Raw genomic sequence first — 1,046 nt, 5'->3', positions numbered from 1 at the left:
CACCAGCCCCAACCTGACCAAGCCTTACTAGGCTTCGCGGCGAGTTCCCGCGTGGCTGGTGGCGCTCGGCGCGATGGTGGACCACCGGAATCCGTGAACTGGCACTGAGCACTGTGGCGGCTGTGACCACCGTGGTGTTCGTCGGCGAGATGGTGCGCTCCGTGCGGCATCGCAACGAGCCGAGGACCCTGGCGCGTCTGGCCGGCACGATCGAGGGGTACGTGTCGAGCATTCTGGTCAACGGTACAGGCTTGGGCGTTTTGGTCACCATGGCGATCAAGGATGATCTGCCTGTGGTGCTGCTGACGGGGTGGTGTCCGTCCAACATCGGCGCCAGCGCTGTGGTGTTCGTCGTGGTGGCCCAGTCGAGGATTCGGAGGCCAACAGCGTGGGCCGAGCTCGACTTCGTCGAGCAGCATGCCCCGAAGTACGGCCGGCCGCCGGAGACCATCGAGGAAGTACCGGGCGCAGCAGCTTCAGGAGCAGGCGTGGAGGCTTGACCAGACGAGGAAGGACAGAACCCCATGTACGCGATGTCCACGGGGTTCTGCGCTGCTTGGCTGGCCGAGCGGGACGTCGACGTTACTTCTTGCACTTGGCCTTAAAGGCGTCCAGCAAAGCCTTGCCCGCATCGGAGTTGTCACGTACGTACGCGCTACCGCTGACGCTTATCGAGGTGTCGCTGGTTGAGATGGGCTCGGTGCCGGTCCGCTCGTTGCGGGTGTCCTCTCCGGCGACCGTCCAGATGATCTGGGACTGATCCTTGCTGAACTCGCCGGTGCTCGTCACGTCCGGCTTCTCGTAGACACCATCGCAGTCGTACTCATGATGCGAGACATTGCTGCCCTTGACGACCAGCTGGCCGAGCTGGGACGTGCCGTTGACGTCCTTGATGTAGTAGGTACCGTCGAGCTTGCTGGCGCTGTCGCTGCTTCCGCTGCAGGCGGTGAGTATGAGTGAGCCCGCGGCCAGGGCCGCGATGGACACGGTAATCTTGGCCCGCGTCGTCCTACGTGCAGTCCTGGTGATCCTCATGACGTTCTCCC

General features: G+C 63.7%; 2 protein-coding genes. One reads left to right on the top strand and one right to left on the bottom strand.

The window, feature by feature from the left end:
- Positions 1-122: 122 nt before the first annotated feature.
- Entirely contained in the window at positions 123-500 is a 378-nt protein-coding gene (locus E0F75_RS39745; RefSeq protein ID WP_229315919.1) for a hypothetical protein, read from the top strand.
- Between the two features lie 82 nt (positions 501-582).
- On the opposite strand, the gene E0F75_RS39740 is transcribed toward E0F75_RS39745, so the two are convergent.
- The coding region (locus E0F75_RS39740; RefSeq protein ID WP_229315918.1) for a hypothetical protein at positions 583-1,046 on the bottom strand (464 nt) is incomplete at its 5' end.

This window comes from Streptomyces sp. CB02980, from assembly GCF_014451325.2.
Taxonomy (GTDB): Bacteria; Actinomycetota; Actinomycetes; order Streptomycetales; family Streptomycetaceae; genus Streptomyces.
This window is presented reverse-complemented; position numbering and strand designations above follow the sequence as displayed.